Annotated in this window: 8 protein-coding genes and 1 pseudogene; 2 read left to right on the forward strand and 7 right to left on the reverse strand. The window is 41.5% G+C overall.

What is annotated here, in order from left to right:
• Positions 1-252 (reverse strand): annotated as a pseudogene (locus tag HMPREF0666_RS05595) (IS1380 family transposase); the annotation flags it as partial.
• Positions 253-431: 179 nt separating this feature from the next.
• Here HMPREF0666_RS05595 and HMPREF0666_RS05600 point away from each other — a divergent pair.
• A complete protein-coding gene (locus HMPREF0666_RS05600) occupies positions 432-2,750 on the forward strand; it encodes an SIR2 family protein (protein ID WP_009011379.1) in 2,319 nt (772 codons plus the stop codon).
• A gap of 416 nt (positions 2,751-3,166) precedes the next feature.
• On the opposite strand, the gene HMPREF0666_RS05605 is transcribed toward HMPREF0666_RS05600, so the two are convergent.
• The 3 genes from HMPREF0666_RS05605 to HMPREF0666_RS05615 form a co-directional block, all read right to left on the reverse strand.
• Positions 3,167-4,468: an alpha-L-fucosidase gene (locus HMPREF0666_RS05605; RefSeq protein ID WP_009011381.1), complete on the reverse strand. Its 1,302-nt coding sequence runs from the start codon at positions 4,466-4,468 to the stop codon at positions 3,167-3,169.
• A 120-nt stretch (positions 4,469-4,588) separates the two neighbouring features.
• Positions 4,589-5,602: a DUF4435 domain-containing protein gene (locus HMPREF0666_RS05610; protein ID WP_009011382.1), complete on the reverse strand. Its 1,014-nt coding sequence runs from the start codon at positions 5,600-5,602 to the stop codon at positions 4,589-4,591.
• 19 nt (positions 5,603-5,621) lie between these two features.
• Positions 5,622-6,440, reverse strand: coding sequence for an AAA family ATPase (locus HMPREF0666_RS05615; RefSeq protein WP_042856058.1), 819 nt, complete (start codon positions 6,438-6,440; stop codon positions 5,622-5,624).
• Between the two features lie 193 nt (positions 6,441-6,633).
• Here HMPREF0666_RS05615 and cysK point away from each other — a divergent pair, with 193 nt between their 5' ends.
• Positions 6,634-7,581, forward strand: coding sequence for a cysteine synthase A (gene cysK / locus HMPREF0666_RS05620; protein WP_009011384.1), 948 nt, complete (start codon positions 6,634-6,636; stop codon positions 7,579-7,581).
• A gap of 338 nt (positions 7,582-7,919) precedes the next feature.
• Here cysK and HMPREF0666_RS05625 read toward each other — a convergent pair whose 3' ends face one another.
• The 3 genes from HMPREF0666_RS05625 to ruvA all read right to left on the reverse strand — a co-directional run bounded on the left by HMPREF0666_RS05625 (position 7,920) and on the right by ruvA (position 17,068).
• Complete coding sequence (locus HMPREF0666_RS05625; protein ID WP_009011385.1) at positions 7,920-8,459, reverse strand: DUF1016 N-terminal domain-containing protein; 540 nt, start codon at positions 8,457-8,459, stop codon at positions 7,920-7,922.
• Positions 8,460-8,686: 227 nt separating this feature from the next.
• Positions 8,687-16,249, reverse strand: a complete 7,563-nt coding sequence (sprA, locus tag HMPREF0666_RS05630; protein WP_009011386.1) for a cell surface protein SprA — start codon at positions 16,247-16,249, stop codon at positions 8,687-8,689.
• Between the two features lie 201 nt (positions 16,250-16,450).
• The gene (gene ruvA / locus HMPREF0666_RS05635) at positions 16,451-17,068 is read right to left on the reverse strand and encodes a Holliday junction branch migration protein RuvA (RefSeq protein WP_009011387.1); all 618 of its coding nucleotides are present in this window, start codon (positions 17,066-17,068) and stop codon (positions 16,451-16,453) included.
• Positions 17,069-17,683: the final 615 nt, after the last annotated feature.

Genomic DNA, 17,683 nt, shown 5'->3' on the forward strand with positions numbered 1-17,683 from the left:
TAGCGTATTAGGTCTCTGCTTGAACTGCCCTATAAGCACATTGATGTCCTCAAGGCATTCTCCACCACAAAGGTAACTGAAGAAGAGAGAGCCGAAAATACTTCCATGGCTGAATGCTTTGCCACTACTTCCACGTTTGCCCAATACAGATTCGGTAAGTTTTTCAAAGCCCAACTTTGAGAAAACGTCCATAATATGATAAATTCCACCGAAAGAAGTGATATTCTCGTTTTTAATTGCTACCTTTGTCATGTCAGATTTTTGCTTACTTGTTATGTTTGCAGCACTAAGATAGGTGAAATTTCTGACATATCCAAGTGTTTTGAGAACTTTGTTTCTCAGACACTTGGAGTTCTTACAAGAATTTATGCTGCGGAATTAAGGAATATCATAAGAAATATTGAGTTTAAATTATAAAGCAATAAAGGCATATGACAAATTCTGAAATAATAAACAAAATTTTTGAGGGAAATTGTATGTTGTTTTTAGGTTCTGGATTTTCTTTTGGAGCAACAAACAACAATCCTAAAGATTCCAAGTTCAAGGGAGCTGGTACTCTTGCACATATATTGTTGGAACATGCTGGGTATTCAAGTAAGAAAGATGATTTGCGAAAAGCTTCTTCTGCATATCTTAAGAAAAAGACGCCGGAGGACTTAATAGCTCTACTTAAGCAGGAGTTTTGTGCGACTTCAATATCACCATCCCGTGATTATATTGGAAGTTTGAACTGGTTTCGAATCTACACAACAAATTATGATAACATTATTGAGTTAGCTTATGGCAAAGCACAAAAACCGCTGATTCCAAAAACGTTATCTTCTATTCATAGGAAAACAGAGGATTATAGACATTGTTGTATTCATCTTAATGGGTTTATTGATTCGCTTTCTTCTGACAAACTAGATAATGAATTCAAACTCACATCTGCTAGTTATTTAACAGAAGACTTTACCAAATCAGAATGGTTTGAGATTTTCAAATCTGATGTTATGGCTTCCGAGGCATTGATATTTATTGGCTTCTCTATGGATTATGATTTAGATTTGGCAAGAATATTAGTTTCTGGAACAATCAAGGATAAGACTTTATTTGTTGTACGACCAGATGAAGATGAATTAGATGTCAGTAGCCTATCTGAGTTTGGGAATGTGTTGGCTTCTGGACTCGATGGATTCGTACAAATGGTTAAGGATTGTCAAAGTAATTATGTTCCAAGTGCTATTAAGCTTTTCCTCCCAGTTAGTTTTCATAAGGCAGATATAAATAGAGGTGTTCCATCAATACGTGATATTGACTTTTATCAGTTAATATTAAATGGAAATATAAATAAGCATTTGGCTTTTCATTCATTAGTTAATAATAGTTCGTATCCATACTTAATATACCGAAATAAACTTCAAGAATGTATAGATGCTATTAAGAATGGTTCAAATAATATTTTAATTGAATCAGCTTTAGGTAATGGAAAAACTATCTTTTTGAATGAACTTGAATTATTGCTTGCCAAAGAAGGAAAAGAGGTTTTTGTTTATGACAAATATACTTCAAGAGTCATGTCGGAGATAGTTGAAATATGTGAAAGATTCTCAAATGCTATAGTTATTTTTGATGACTACCACTCTTCCCGAGAACAAGTTAGAACGTTACGTAATTATTCAAAACAAATATGTATTATAACATCTGAACGTAAATCTCTTCATGAGGTAATTTTTGATGAGATTGAAGATGTTTTGGGTGAAGGATATAAGGTTGTAAATATTGACAAATTATCAGACAACGAAATCCGAGCATTGGATGTCTTATTGGATAAATACTCTTTATGGACTGATTTGAGTGCTTCTACAAACAGACAATCGTATATCAAAAATACGTGTGGAAGCGAATTCTGCCGTGTTATTCTCAGTAGAATTTCTAGTCCATATCTTACGTTTAGAATCAAAGAAACGATAGCATCAATCTCACAAAATAAATCATTTGAAGATGCTTTCAAATTTTTGATGGTTGCAGAATGCTTTCATATTCGTTTTACGATTATGGATATAGCAACATGGGTTGGAGCAGATTTGTTAAATAAACCAAGTTTTCGCCAAAATCATACAATAAAAGAATTTATCGATATTTCAGCTACTGACATTAAATTTAGATCATCAATCGTAGCAAAATATATACTTACGACACTTTATACTCCTAAAGATGTGATAGATATTCTTATACAATTGGTAAAATGTTTAGATGTACTGTCAAAGAATTCACTCCACAATAGAATTAGATTAATTACTTTTGTAAACTTTACTACCATTCAGGCATGTTTGAATATAAAGGATAATGCATGGAAAATGGAAATGTATCGTTTTTATGAAGTTGTTAAGGACTGCACTTTTTGTAAAACAAATATAGATTTTTGGCTACAGTACGCCATTGCTAGATTATATAACAGGGACTATGTCATATCTAAGACCTTATTTGATAAATGCTATTCACTTGCCAATGCAAATTACAATTATAAAACATATAAAATTGATAATCATTATTGTCGATTCCTTTTAGAGAATGAGATAGAATACGGGTCAGTTGGTACTTGTATGGAGGCTTTTAGGCATGCACATGAAATTCTTTCAAATACTCGTCCTGGGGATGAAAAAAACATTATCCATTTAAGGTTGCAGGTTTATATCAAAAATTTTATGAGACATTTAAGAACAAGCTATCAAAAAAGGAATGTTCGGAGTTCAAACAATCGTGTATAGATATGCTAGAAAAGTGTCAGATCTATCTAAATAGTAATGACTGCACAAATGCTAGAATTGTTCGAGATACTCAATCTAAATTAGAAATGATTATATCGGACTAAAGTGTTTGGTTGTGTATAAAAAATATATGCACTTTAGAATAAGTATCTTTGTGAATACAAGTAGGAAAACAAAACAAACGATAGATGTTGTCTATATAGTATGAGAGTATAGATATCTCTCGATAATTATTGATTCTTATTATTTAGAATACTTTTGAAGTTTCATATTTGTACTATACAAATATAAATCACTGACAATCAATATGAAATATATTTGAGGGGGAAAACCATACTTATACATATATAGACCCGCAGCGACCAAGTGATTGCTGCGGGTTATCTTTAAAGATGTTTACTTATAAAACTCTTATCTTACAACGTCAACTCAACGATATAATCAATATCGGTGGGGACGGTGTCGAGGTTGAGGGTGATACCATTACCGGTCTTTGTGAAGTTGACACGTTTGTTGGTGCCAAAGACAGTGGCAGACTTGATTTTGTGGTTGCCAGTAGGGATGAAGAGGCTGGAGTCCATACAGTTTAGGATGTGGATGTAGAGTTTGTTACCACGTTGTGTACTTACGCCCCAGTCGTGAGGACCAACGATGCCGCCACGTGTTCCGTAGATGGTTTCACCATATTGGTTCAGCCATTTACCTAAGGACTGAAGACGGTCGAGGGCAAGAGCTGGGAGGGAACCACCTGGTTCTGGACCGATGTTGAGGAGGAGGTTGGCATTCTTTCCTGCAGCACGAACGAGCATCTGAATCAACTCTTTTGGTGATTTGTAGAGAGTGTCAGTGATGTTATAACCCCAATGCTCGTTGATAGTCTGGCATGATTCTAAGGGTAGGCGACCGATGCTCTGACCAGATAGACCCGCCTTGTTCTCACCTGGTAAGTCACGTTCGAAGATTTGGATATCCTCACCAGGGAAAGGAGTATGATGGTGGTTGTTAGCAACAAGGCACTGTGGCTGTAGCTTATGAATCATTGCATACTGCTCCTCCAACTGCCAGTCGAATGGTTTTGCATCGCTGTCATGATCCCACCAACCATCAAACCAGATTGCACCAACCTTTCCATAGTTGGTGAGCAATTCCGTCAACTGCGTGTTCATAAACTTATAGTAGCTTGCCCAGTCAGCCTTCTCTTTTGGTCTACCAGTACCAGTTCCTGTTCTTCCCACTGGATAATCTTCACGTCCCCAGTCAAGGTGAGAATAGTAAAGATGCAACTTGATACCATTACGTTGGCAAGCATCAGCCATTTCTTTAATGATGTCACGTTTGAAAGGAGTACCATCAACGGAATTATACGTGCTGGTAGCTGTCTTAAAGAGTGAGAATCCATCGTGGTGACGTGTTGTAATGGTGATATACTTTGCACCAGCAGCCTTGATAGCTTTTACCCAAGCATCCGCATCAAACTCTGAAGGATAGAACGTCTTTGCCAACTTAGGATATTCTTTGTAGTTGATATCCCTGTTGGTCATAATCCATTCGGTAGTACCCATCATTGAGTAGAGTCCCCAATGCAGAAAGATACCAAACTTCTCGTCTTGGAACTGTTCGCGTGCTTTAAGATTCTCAGCCGTTGGATGGTAAGTCTCTTGTGCCATGCCGACATAACTTGCCAGCAGTGTTGCGATTAAAAGTAGAGTCTTCTTCATGTAAGAATTTATTGTTTAGATTTTGAGTACAAAGATAATAAAACTACAGCAGATAACGCCCCACTTCGTAAAGAAAGTGTAGGTAGAAGCATGGGGTAGGGTGATGTTATGAAAGAAAACTTAGTCTGTTGGTTGTTGTGATGGTGGATTCAAGAAGGTGTAAATATCTTCTTTCAATCTCAGGAATGGTTCGGCGTTCGTATAACCAACATTGCGACGGAGCATAGGGATAATCGCCTCCGTACTATGACCATAACTTGACAGTTCGTTGCGACGTTGCGTATCGTGTACTGCATTGCGATTAATCTCGTCTTCACGTTCACGCACAAGAAGGTCGCATACCCGCTTCAAGACTGGTACAACTATGTTATCAAAGAGATGATGACCTTGTATATATAAGTAGGTTGTTGAAGGTGTAACACCTAAGGAACGCAGTTCGTCTTTTAGTTTTAGATAGCTTTCCTTTGCGTTCGGATTCTCCTTTTGTAGTTGTCGTACACGCATCTGCACCTTATGGCGCAGCCGTTGAATACTTTCAGTTGCTCCTTGCAGAGAGAAATTACCAATTTCCACAACTCGATTAAAGTCGGAGATGGTAAAACGTCGATGAATACCTTGGCGATAATGCCAAATACTCCAGACAAAGAGGGGATGTATACTCTCACTGTATAGCTTAAGGAACTCTTCGAAATTAAAGATAGAATGGTCGTTGAGCGTTACTGCTACTGTCACATCATGTAGGCTCGGTGCATAGCATTGTAGGTTTTCAATGGCATAAGCATACGTATGGAAAACGTATGGGTTGTTGTTCACTTCATCGGATAGTGGGGTAGTTCCTTGTAGCAGATAGTCATAATCAGCATCCACACAAGCAATCATGTTCTCACCAATATTCTGCGAAACGAGGTTCATCAATACTGACCGTTTGCCCTTGGTAAGGTTTAATCGAGATGGTAACATCACTTCAAAGTAACGCTCCTCATTCTCAAAACCGCTTAAGACAGTGCGCCAAAAGAAGATATCGTCATACGCTTCCACGTATGCGATAATCTTTCTCCGTGCCCGCTTACCATTCAATCGGTTCGCTGCATCAATATAAGCCGATGACAGGTTGTCGCTCAGTCTTTTTCCCATTGCTCCCTCCTTCAGACAATCATTTATCGGTTATGTCCGTAACCTCTGTTACACGGTCAATCCATCCGTTCATGATGACAGCTGGACTGTGGGTCGTGAGGATAATCTGAACATTCGGATTCAGTTCTAAGATGAGGTCGATTAAGCGTTTCTGCCACTCTATATGCAGACTCACTTCTGGCTCGTCCATAAAGAGAACGTAATGTTCATTGTCTTCTACCAATACGGTCAGCAGGATAACCAAAATCTGCTTCTCGCCACTTGACAGCTGATATGGAGCCAGCTCCTCACCGAGTGATGAGAACTTTATCTCATTCTCCGAGCGAATAATCTTCTTACCAGTCTCGGTGAAGAGGTCGTCTAAGATGTCTTGAAAGCGTTTCTTAGGTTGAGAAATCCGCTGTGCCTTCTCTGCAGCATCTGCCTCACCACTTTGTAAGGTCTCGATAATACGATTACCGATGTTCACCTGATAGTCAAGATACTTACGTTGAAGTTGGAAAAGCTGCCAATCAAGTTCTGTAACAAGATCGACGTTGATCTTGCTGATACTATCCGAGTTCATCAGTGGACGGTCAAACGAGCGGATAATGTCATAACGTATCCACCGCGCATCATTAGGACTTACCTTTAGTCGGACACCCTTCAGTGAATGGCTGGGGAACTCACCACCTTGTGACAGACTGCGTACCACCTTATTAAGTATGGTACTCTTCCCGACACCATTGATACCACTGAGGATATTCACCTGTCGGTCCAGTGTCCAACGGATATGTTTCTTCCCGCTCCAAAGCGAGTCAATCTCAATCTCTTCTATGTAATCTGCGTATTTCTGCATACTCGTAGATATAGTGACAATCGTGATGCAAATATAAGGTTTTTTGTGTGAATAGCAATAAGAAAGTCTTATTTTAATGTAAATACCACGTTTGTGGTATGCTAAATAACATAAAGAGAGTATTTCATATATTGGCAAATGTCCGTACCTTTGCATCCGTAAACATTAAGTAAGAAATTAAATCCCAAAGAATATGGCAAAGATAGTAAACAAACTCACAGAGCTTATCGGTAATACACCACTGTTAGCACTTAATAAATTCTCTGCAGAAAGAGGACTCAAGACTCCTGTTCTTGCAAAGGTAGAGTATTTCAATCCCGGTGGTAGTGTGAAGGATCGTATAGCATTGGCTATGATAGAGGATGCTGAGGCTAAAGGACTCTTAAAGCCAGGAGCTACAATCATTGAGCCAACCAGTGGAAATACAGGCGTTGGCTTGGCTTTGGTGTCAGCTGTGAAGGGGTATAAGCTTATTCTCACCATGCCAGAGACTATGAGTGTGGAGCGTCGCAACCTTGTAAAGGCTTACGGTGCTACGGTGAAGTTGACAAGTGGAAAGGATGGTATGAAGGGTGCTATCAAGGCTGCGGAGGAGTTGAGAGATTCTATTCCAGGTAGTATTATCCTTCAGCAGTTCGAGAATCAGGCTAATCCAGAACGCCACTATCTTACAACTGGTCCAGAGATTTGGCGCGATACAGATGGTAAGGTTGATGTGTTTGTAGCTGGTGTAGGTACTGGCGGTACAGTGAGTGGTATTGGTCGCTACCTCAAAGAGCAGAATCCTGATGTGAAGATTATTGCTGTTGAGCCAACTTCATCTCCTGTATTGAGTGGTGGCGAGAGTGGACCACATAAGATTCAGGGTATTGGTGCAGGCTTCGTACCAAATACTTATAATAATAAGTATGTTGATGAGATATTCCAAGTAGAGAATGATCAGGCTATCCTTGCTGGTCGTCAGTTGGCACAACAAGAAGGTTTGTTAGTTGGAATCTCTTCTGGTGCAGCAGCTTTTGCTGCTACCGAGATTGCTAAGCGTCCAGAGAATGCAGGTAAGACCATCGTAACCTTGCTGCCAGATACAGGTGAGCGTTATCTCTCAACAGTGCTTTACGCCTTTGACGAGTATCCTCTTTAATAGTTTTCAAATTCTAAAATACTTTCCCAACAGACTGCTTTTGTCCTTAAGACACGGCAGTCTGTTTTTATTTTTAGGTAGGAAGATAATGCTTTTATAGTTTGATAAATACTATTTTGACATTTGAAAATGTTTTACACAAATGAGACTTTAACTCCTATTGACACTATAAAATAATGCTTTAGTTTTCCCTCTTTCTAACATTCAGATTATCAGTTGATTGCAAACTCGTAAAAGGAAAGGTGCTTAATTGGCTTCTTAAAGGGCGTTAGTAACACTTCAAAAGGGCATCTTTTGCAAGCCAAAAGGGCGTTAATTCGAATGCAGAAGGTGCTTGATTAAAAATGAGGAGTGGAAAAGTTATTACATTTTAGACAAATCTCTTCTCCATTCTTTCCTTTTAGAGAGAGTGGAGAAGAGGTTTCTTTATTATTTTTGTAAGAGGAAGATTTGTGTCTGTCAAGTGTTTGGATGCTCCACATTTCCTTTGATGCTGTTTCAAGATACCATCGCATAGCAGTCTCGTCGTCTATGCGTAGAACCTTGAAAATATGTGTCCAAGTGAGATTTGGAAATCGCGATTTCCAAATCTCATAGTCATCAATAAGAAGATAAAACCTACGAAAGGAACGAAGGTACCTTGAACTAAAGCCTTTACCATAGGCATGGGTCAACTGTGTTGAGAGATTGTTGATAATCTCTTCGCCATATTCAGCACGTTCTTTACCACTTTGTTCTTCTTCAACAATACGTTTCCCTATGTTCCAATAGGTTTCTATCATTGATTTGTTGACAGCGGCATAAGCCTGTTGACGCCCTTGCTCAATGATGCCACAGACATCACTGAATAAGTTTGGTGATGTTAATTTATTGTTCATGTTTAGTCATTTATTATGTTGTTCTTAATAGATTTCATAGGTTTTATTGGTTATAAGGAAAAGAAGCTGATTCGATTTCTTTACCAAATGTTGTATTTTTCCTTTCAGAAAGTTGTCTTACCTTGTTAGACTAAACTTTAGGCTTGCATTAAAGTTGCGTTTGGTAGTGCGGATATGTATACAGGTCATATTTTGCAATCGTGGTTGCAAAATTGTAATCTCTTAGTTTACCTTGTCAGACTAAGTCTTAGGCTCACACCAAAGTCGTGGGTGGTTGTAGGGTAACTGCCTGATGAGAGGAGCGGAGTATTAATCTGTAAGTCGTAGTAGAGACTGGCAGTAACCAAGCGGCTCAAGGTATAGTCGCTCAAGAAAGAGAACTTGAAAGCAGTATTACCACTTGAAGCTGCTGAGGTAAGCGAAGCAATGTCACGAGTTAGCGATGCCTGCTGACGATAGCTCATGTCAAGACGTAGGTTCAGGTCACGGTTCAGTCCACTGCTCTGACGAGACGAACTGTTGTCTTGCTGTGAGGAGTCTGATGTCTTTTTCTTCTTACCTTTTGCCACACGTCGTGTACCATTGTTGAACAGATTGAAGTCATTGATTCTATAACCAATACCGATAACCCAGTCTTTTGATGAGGCTTCATTCAACTGTACACTCGTCATCGAGAGTGATAACACACGTGTTTGGCGATATTCCAAGCGTGCAGTGAGGTTGTTCTGAAGGGTTACGTCAACACCTAACAGAGGTGAGAAAGCCTCGTTGATACTCACCTGCGAGATGTTATACATCGAACTTGGGATAGGGTTACCCGTAGTTGCATCGGTAATGAAACCGAGTCCGTTCATGTATTCCTGCCATGTACTATAGCTCTGATAAGAACCGATAGCAAAGATACTGCGGTAAGCATGATTGATGTTAACACTCTTGAAGAACTGTTCAAAGAATGGCAAGCGTGAAAGACCGCTGTAACGGATAGACCAGTTAGGCAATAAACTGCGCAGAGAAGGGAAGATGTTAAGTCCGTTTCCACTCATGCTGGTGTAGGCATTGAGGAAAGCTGGAACCATAACATCTGCACTATACTTATTAACAGAACCTACTGCAGGAGTGAAGTGTCCGCCACCAAACGAAGCAGGGTAGGTTGCATTGTTATATTGTGCCTCAATACGGTCGCGATAACTGTCGAGTGACTGTACGAAACGATTAAATGTTGAACTATGATAGCCGTTGTTGGCATTGCCCTGACTCTCGAAAGCAGTACCTAATGAAAGGGTTGTCATCGTGAGTGAACCGCTCTGTGTAGTAGGCGTACCCATGTACATATACTGGATACTTCGTGAGGTAGTCTGCATGCGACTGGCAGTAAGGTCAATCTTGAAGTCCTTGAATGGTTCAAGTGTCATACGAATCTGTAAGTCTTCTGTGCGATTCGTTACAGCAGGTGTAGCCACACTATCGTTCATAAGCAACCAATGGTTGTCACGTGCCTTACCGATGTAATCATCATCAATAAGACCGAAAGCGAAGTCAAGACCTGGTGATAAGGCACCTGTTCCACGTGTCTGTCCAAAGGCATCACCTACCGTTGGCATAAAGCCAGGCAGTGCCATTGCATATTGGTCACGATAAGAAATACTTGCCGAACGTACCATCATCAGTGCACGTGCCACACATTGTGCGGTCTTATACCATCCCTTATTATCGAGTGGCTCCTTAGGAGTGACGGTAAGTTTCATGCGGATGGCAGAGTCAGTACGATTAAAGACTTTCAACTGCGTATCACCTACCTTACGATACTTAATCTTGATAGCCTTTCCTCTTTCGTCTTTAGCAGAGACAATAAGGCGTTTTGTATTCTTACCATGTGAAACAAGGATAGCAGAATCGGCATTGATAACGATTTCCTTTTCAAAGCTCTTCTGGTTCTTTGGCAGTGCTTTTTTCTTGTCGTCGTCTTTATCTTTCTCCTTCCTTTCTTTTTCTTTCTTTTCTCTCTCAGCCTTCTTCTGTTCTGCTGTCAGTTTAGGACGAGTTGGGCGAGTACGGTTGAAGCGTTCGTTAGTCTTCTTTAAGAAAGGAATATGATTATAGAGTCGTTCAAAGTTGAAGCTACTATTGATGTTCAAAGCACGGTTACTTGTGATGGTATTACCGAGCGAAGTACCATTATCAAGACTCGTTCCACGCACCCAAGTGTAAGATGCAGTATAATTTGCATCAGCATTTACCCAATCAAAGATAGGTAGCAGATTGAGTGGAAGCTGATAAGAAAGTGTGAAGTTCTGTTGGTAATCGAGTGGAGTACCGAAGTGCTTAATACTTGTCCATACCGAGTCTTTCCATGCCTGATAACGGTCGGCATAGAGGTCTTTATTGATAGGTGTGTAAGGTTCTTCAATCTCAGCATGTGTCGCACTTTGGAAGTTCATGTGGAGATTGCGTGTCAAGTCCCAACGTAGAGCGAAGTCACGATTCCAAAGGAACTGCTCGCTGAAGGTAAGAGGCAACAGACTGTTCTCTGTTGATTCCATATCACGTTCCTGCAACTCGTAGTAGTTGCGGACCATTTCAGTGTTGAAGGTTATGTTCTGTGGTAGCCAGTTCAGTCCGAAGCGTTTGAGGATTTCAAACCATTTCGACCTACTCTTGATAAGATGCTTGAAAGGTTCCCAAGACTTATATACTGGTGTCCAGTTATAGTTCAATGCTCCGCGCCAGTTGTCTTCATTCTCATAGACCGTTGTCTCACCCGATGTGTGAGAGTGAGAGTGGCTATAAGAGAAAGAGAAGTTGGCAGGGTCGTATGGCATAGGATGGTTCTTCGTCTGAATACCAACACGTACATTAGACAAAGAGAAGTTCGTTGTCAGTCGTTTAGTGACAGCAATAGACTCAATAGAATCACGCTCTTGACGGTTAGCAGTACCATCAAGGGCATCCTTCAATTCCATATCCGTGTCGAGAGGGTTGTATTTAGGACGACTCTCGCTCTTGGTTACGCTGTAATATAATGGTGCTGAGACCTTTGCTTTGTCAGGGAAGAACTTTCCTAACTCAAGGCTTGTGGTGACAGAAACATCCGTCTTAGACTCCTGCTGTCGTTCATTAACACCCTGTTCCAAACCACCGAAGCCGTCAGTGCTGTGACTGGCATTGACATCCACAGTACCGAAGTCAGACAGCTGTAGGTTGAGCTGACCTCTTGCTGCCCATCCACCTTCGTTGTTAAACTCTCGTAGACGTAGCTCATTCACCCACACCTCTCCACTCTTCTGACTGCTGGAAAGGTTGCGAACACCAATAATCATCGTCTTTACTTCACCAAGAGTTGGGTTACCCATCACCGTTACTTTGTTAGCAGGATGATCGGTGTCGTATACAGAGAAAGCACGGTTATAGCTTGCTGTTCCTGAACCACGTGCCTGATTACGTTGCTTCTTCACGGAGGTGAGGAGCTTCAATGGTATGTCGAGCATGTTCTCCTCTGGCCATACAATACGTCTATCCTGACCAGTGTACATGTCATAATGGCCTGGAGCAGACAGCTTCAAAGGAATCTCATACTCGTAGTAGTTGTTCTTGTAATCAGAACCCAAGCGGATGAACACTGCCAACTGGTTATCTGTAAGATTAGTTGTATTCTGTTCAAAGGCATTCGCATGTACGAACATCTGTAGGCGCTTGTACTGGCGAAGGTCGAGGGTTGTATTCTTATAGACAGCCTTTGACTCGCCAGTTCCAAGATTGTTGACAACCATAGAGAGTGCTTGCTCATTCTCCTCAACCAATTGTGGCTGGTTAGGGTCTTGTCCACGACGAATACCAGGAGGTAATACATAGTTAACAGGAACCTTGTCGTTATTCTCTTCAAGGCTCACAGCACTCACTGACATCGTACCCGAGTTGCTTGCAGAGTTGGTAAGGTTCTGCTGATACTGACGCCATTTACCACTTACAAGGTCGAAGGTGCCAAAGCGGAGTACGATAGGCTTTGCAAAACCAGTGAGGAACATACGCATAAAGCGGATGCTGGTAAAGTCACTGATATTACCCACACGCTTCTGGAACTCCTCTAAAGGAATACGGAACTGATACCATGTGACAGGTTCAGAGCCACCCTTACGCAGTGAGGCTGAGGCTACACGCTTATCAACAATGAAGTTCTGACCTACGACAAGGTCTTGTGGACGAATACTAATATGGTACTGATAGTATTTCTCATATTCGTTCAGCGTGTAGTCCTGATTGATATCCTCTACATCAGGCGTTGTTTTATACGAGGTGTCGTAACGCTCGTTGTTGTTGTCATTGTCTGGTGAGTTACCCTGTGGGTTGTTGATGCGCTTATATCGTTCAAGGATAGAAGCCTTCTTTGCATCCCAATCAGAACCACGGAAGTAGTGGTAGTCATCATTGGCAGGGTCTGCCCATATCGAGTCGAAGACTGCCTGATTGGTGTTAGCACGAGCAGCTGTAAGGAAGTTCTGATAAGAAGCAAACTGTTGTTCTTCTTCATCAGTCAATCCATTAAAGCCGACATCTTGTTTCGCACGACTACCCTTTGAGGTTGCGAAGGCGTAAGTAATCGTACTTTGTGTTGGTATTTTACCCCATTGTGTGGTTGTCCATGAGTGACTACCGTCTACAGGCATACCACTCTCATAGAACTTCTTACCATCTTTCAGTACGTCTTCAGACACCTCTCCAAGGTTGATATAGAAGTCGCCACCATACTGGTTCGCATTTGGCAGTCGGTTGGAGTAGATGAATGGGTCGAGCATCCAGAACTCTATATATTCGATGTTAGCAGTTTGGAAGTCGTTAGTATCCAACTTACGCATCATACCTCCCCATGTTCCAGTAGGATTCGTGAGGTGTCCGTTGATATCTATATTCGGATTGAAGTTATATGGTCCACGCTCAGAAGGATAGTAAGCGAGGTTCAGAATATTCAATGTAGAGGTAGAACCACTGTAATTTCGGTCCCGAATTGGGAACAATTCGGTAACAGGAATCTCACGTACATAATGGTTAGAGAGTTGCTCGAGGTCACTCTTAATGTGTCCAGGAGTCAAAGAACTACTACGACGAGTGAAGAGTGGATCGATAGTGTACCATGCCAACAGACTTCGGTTGAAGCCACTGCGAAGAGTTGTTTTATCTGAATATTCAGGGAAGTCTGATGGCACACTGGAGATAATCCAAGAGGTGGGCTGACTTACGTCGATGGTTGTCTTCGATCCTTCAAAATCATCGAGATAAGAAGCATTGTCCTGTGTTCCCTTGCTTTGACCTGCTAACAACTGTGCAAACTCAGCAGAGAAAGTAATGTAAGAAGGCTGTGTTACGTGTAGGAATGGAATCCTATTGAGCATATTTGTAAGCCACTGACTCTCTTTCTTCCAATGGATATTTAGTCCCCAAATGGTGTTGTTAAGAGGTTCAGAACCCATATTCACCTTTGTTGTCAACGGTTGTTCAGAGAGGTGCATGAATGTACCACCAATTTGGAAGTCCTTTGAGAAGTCGTACTCCCAGTTTACCCCAATCATCGTCTTACGCTCCTGTTGATAAGCACTCTGGCTTTCTAACGATACATTGACTGCTGTACCTGCATCGATAATACTCTGATTAAGGATTGTCACCTCACCAGCACTGTAATCAACGCTATAGTCAGAACCCTCGTTCAAGGTTACACCGCCCGCAGTTACTATTACCGAACCCTGTGGAACGTTATAGGCTCCAAGCGAGATAACGTTTGCTGCCGAACCGCGATACTGTCCAACAAGGACGAACTTATCTTTCTCGGCAATCTGCTTAGCAATAGTCTTAGTAGAATCATAGAGTTGCTCAAAAACGTACTTATCAGCTATGGCTGTAGTAACTCCCTTATCGGTCAATGCTTTGCGAAGTCCATTACCGAAAGGCTCAGCCATAGGGAAGAATACACGTCCGTTGCTGATAGTATAGCCCTCAACATAATCAAAATAACCATTAGAATGTGGATTGTTATTATTATCCAGTCGGTCAGCATTGAGAAGCTTGATAAGTGTTTGGTTCTTTACTTGCGGTTCAGGGATGTATGACAGATAGACACCAGTCGTATCACTCTGATACTTCACATCGAGGCGGAACTTATCGCGCTCAATATTAGCAGCTAAATAATAGACGTTTTTCATCATCAAGTCCCAGTTTCCTTGCTTAGGATTATTGCTGGTGTTCTTCAATGATTTGACGAAGAGAGCCTCATTGATATTGGTATGGTCGCTGGCAAACTCACCCACCTGATAGGTTACGCCACCATAGGTGTATTCGTAGGCAATCGCCAATACTTGATCAGTCTGTAGTCCGCTTTTCAGTGAGATATAACCCAAGGCATTGTTGACCGTGTATTCAGAACTATTGAGAAGTCGGGCATTTGCCAACTTCTCGTAGTCGTTACCACCCACAAGTCCTGCACCATCAAGAATACTCGTCACTTGGTCTATGTTACGAGCAGCAGGGTAGGTCTGTGTGATAGTGGTGTATTCTGTATTGGCATTGTTCGTTGGTACGGGTCCGTTACCAGTTCCCCACAAATCAGTACGGCTAATCTTCTTATTCTCACCGAGGTCGGTAAGTGCTACGATGTTACGGGTATTACTGGTTGTTCCAGTCTTATTCGTCACCCACACCTCCACACGATTAATTGTTACACCTGTCTTGAGGTTAGGCAATGATTTCATTGCCGCATCATAGTTATCGCGGAAATATTGTGAGAGGAAGAAGTGGTGATTCTCTTCATAGTCTGCAGCATCAATCTCAAATGGTGTGAGCTGTTTGCCGCCACGTGAACTAACGCTTTTATTAGAACTCTTCTTTTGTGATAAAACGGTCTGTAACTTCAGTTTACCAAACTGCATATCGGTACGAATACCAAAGAGGGCAGATGCTCCCTGTACGAGAGAGTTGTTTGAAGGGAAGGTAACATTACCACCCTCAACGAGTTTGATAATCTCGTCTTCCTTACCTTCATATCTTAGTTTGAAGTTCTGTGTATCAAAGTCGAAGGTTGCATCGGTATTGTAGTTAAGGTTCATGTTCACCTTATCACCCACCTTACCATTCACGTTGACATTGATTTTCTCATCAAAGTCCATTGCCGTTGTCTTACGATTACGGATAGGAAGTGATGGGTTATCAATGTTCTTGATGTTTGCACCGAACTTCAATTCTGCCGAACCCTGTGTCTTTATACGTACACCACCAGGACCGAATATCTTTTCAGCAGGCCCCAATGAGAAGTGCATGTCAGTGAAGTCGAACTTATCCTTACCCTTCTCCCTTAGTATCTCTTGGTTCTTTGAACGGTAGTAATCGGTAAAGCTACGCTTCTCCGTCCACTTCCGATACTCCTCTGGCGTCATCATGATTGGCGTCATCACGTAAGTCTTACCAATCTTATAACCAATGATATAGCGGTCGAGTGAGTCATTATACTCCACAGTCTGTCGCATATTCTCTGGTCGGATAAGGTCGGTAGAGTTCTCCTTGAGGTCGTCGTAAGTAATCGGGGTTGTACGCTGCACCTTCCAACGAGGGTGTAGCAAAGAGTCAGGAATAGTCTCCTCATCAATCTCCACTTCAATAGGCTTCGCTTTCTTAACCGTATCTGGTGGGGTTATCGTATTCACAAATCTTGCAATCGAGGCGTATCCAAGTGCCGAGCGTCCCCAACTCAACAGTCCGATACTGCCGAGAAGTGTGATAATAAGGATGGATATGTAATACTTTCTTTTCAAGAAGATAAGTGGTTTGACACCTTTTCAATCTATTTTGGGATAGGCTTGTATAGGTATCAGTGGATAGTTCTAACCGATGCTAAACTCTAACATACAGCAAGGTGCAGTTGTAGGCGGTAATCACGCCCCTCCCTTTGGGGGAGGGGATGGGGGAGGGGCCAGCTGTGGGGCCAGTTGTGGGGCCAGCTGGTTGGTTCGCTTTTACTTAATCATCTTCAACGCCAACTTAACAACCTGCTCCACTGGTAGGTCTGGTTGTTCAGCGAGGATACTCACAACAACCTTTGCTGATGGGGCAGGGGAGAAGCCTAACATCGTCAATGCACTGACGGCTTCATCTTTGATAGCAGCGTTGACAGCTGGTGTATTAGGCTGGCTGCTAACATGTAGTTCGTCAGCAATACCGCTCTGCATAATCTTGTCCTTTAAGTCAACGATGATACGTTGTGCTGTACGGAGTCCGATTCCTTTCACCGTCTTCAATATCTTCTCGTCACCATTGGCAATGACATTGCATAGTTCGGCTGGTGTCAGTGATGAGAGAATCATACGAGCGGTGTTAGCACCGACGCCAGAGACGGTAATCAACAATCGATAGAGCGAACGTTCCTGTTTGTTAGCAAACCCGTAGAGCGTATAGTTGTCGTCCCGTCCACCTGTCATAATAGCCTCGTGTACATAAAGTTTCACTGAGCTCTTGCCTTGTATGGCGCTATAAGTGTTGAGCGAAATGTTCAGTGCATAGCCCACACCATGTGCCTCGACAACAGCCAAAGCAGGTGTCAGGTCAGCCAATTCGCCCCTGATGTATTCAATCATAATCTAATAAAAATAATCCTTACCGTGGTAAGGGGTTTTGTATATACAAGATTAGTAACGTAACAGGAATATAAATTATTGTATTGTTAAGGTATAAAATAGAAAAAGAAAGAGTACTATACCCACCGACTACCTACTGGATTGTACTTCAAAAGGAGGACGTGAGGGAGGAAATAGATGGCAGACTGGTAACAAGGCTCATATCCTTTTGGTTCTTCCGTTAAATGTGTAGATTGTTAATAGAGTGAGATTAATCCACATACTATGGTAAGCTTACCTCCAATAAGATTGTTTTATAAGGGGGGGGTAAACTATATGATAAATGTAATTAGGTGTGATGTCTATCTGTCGTCTACAAACAATTTATTCCTATTAGCCTAATTAGGCTATTTAGTCCAATTGGGCTAATTAGGCTAATAACTTATTATTCTGTTATAATTTTTCACATCATAATTTTGAATACATGCTCTTTTGGCTTCTAAAAGACGCCCTTTTGGGTTGCAGAAGATGCTCTTTAAGACCCTTGCTAACGCCCTTTTGAAGTCCAACTAAGCACCTTTTACTTTTATACTTAGTAACTAATTGATATCCTGTTGATTGCAAACCTGCTTCATG

The organism is Prevotella sp. C561 (genome assembly GCF_000224595.1).
Classification (GTDB): domain Bacteria; phylum Bacteroidota; class Bacteroidia; order Bacteroidales; family Bacteroidaceae; genus Prevotella; species Prevotella jejuni.